This window comes from Rhizorhabdus sp. GW822-FHT03C02 (genome assembly GCF_058801765.1).
In genome coordinates, this window is the sequence record NZ_JBXANN010000035.1 from 1 (window position 1) to 1131 (window position 1131).

The following is a 1131-nucleotide window of genomic DNA, read 5'->3' on the forward strand; positions in this document are numbered from 1 at the left end:
CCGACCCGCTTGCTGTCGGCCTCCAGCGCCGCCAGCTGATCCTCGAAGATCATCTTGCTGTCGTAGAGCAGCCGCCCGATCAGCGTCGACTTGCCGTCGTCCACCGACCCGCAGGTGATGAACCGCAGCATCGTCTTGTGCTGGTGCGCCTCCAGATAGGCGTCGATGTCTTCGGCGATCAGGCTCTCGACCTGATACGCGCTCTCCTGAAGCGTGTCCGACATCAGAAATACCCTTCCTGCTTCTTCTTTTCCATGCCGGCGCCGCCGGCATCCTTGTCGATCGCGCGGCCCTGGCGCTCGGACGTCGTCGTCAGCAGCATCTCCTGGATGACCTCCGACAGCGTCGCCGCCTCGCTTTCGACCGCCCCCGTCAGCGGGTAGCAGCCGAGTGTGCGGAAGCGGATCGAGCGTTCGACCGGGGTCTCGCCGGGCTTCAGCGGAAAGCGGTCGTCGTCGACCATCAGCAGCATGCCGTCGCGCTCGACCGTCGGGCGCTTCGCCGCGAAATAGAGCGGCACGATCGGCACGTCGTTGAGCTGGATATATTGCCAGATGTCGAGTTCGGTCCAGTTCGAGATCGGGAACACCCGGATGCTCTCGCCCTTGGCCTTCTTCGCATTGTACAGGTTCCACAGCTCGGGCCGCTGGTTCTTCGGGTCCCAGCCATGCGAGGCGTTGCGGAACGAGAAGATCCGCTCCTTGGCCCGGCTCTTCTCCTCGTCGCGCCGCGCGCCGCCGAACGCTGCGTCGAAGCCGTAGAGGTTGAGCGCCTGCTTCAGGCCTTCGGTCTTCCACATGTCGGTGTGGAGCGCGCCATGGTCGAACGGGTTGATCCCGCGCTCCTGCGCTTCCGGATTCTGGTAGACGAGCAGTTCCATCCCGCTCTCCTTGGCCATCCGGTTGCGCAGCTCGTACATCGCCTGGAACTTCCAGGTCGTGTCGACATGCAGCAGCGGAAATGGCGGCGGCGACGGATAAAACGCCTTGCGCGCAAGATGCAGCATCACCGCCGAATCCTTGCCCACCGAATAGAGCATCACCGGCTTCTCAGCCTCGGCGACGACCTCCCGAAGGATGTGGATACTCTCGGCCTCGAGCCGCTCCAAATGGGTCAGGTTCTGGGTCACAG

General features: G+C 63.7%; 2 protein-coding genes. Both read right to left on the bottom strand.

Annotated features, from left to right (window positions below; all coding sequences use genetic code 11):
- The coding region (locus AC1RM6_RS30440; protein ID WP_493108442.1) for a GTP-binding protein at nt 1-224 on the bottom strand (224 nt) is incomplete at its 3' end.
- Complete coding sequence (gene cysD / locus AC1RM6_RS30445; RefSeq protein WP_493108444.1) at nt 224-1129, bottom strand: sulfate adenylyltransferase subunit CysD; 906 nt, start codon at nt 1127-1129, stop codon at nt 224-226. The genes cysD and AC1RM6_RS30440, both read right to left, overlap by 1 nt.
- Nucleotides 1130-1131 lie beyond the last annotated feature (2 nt).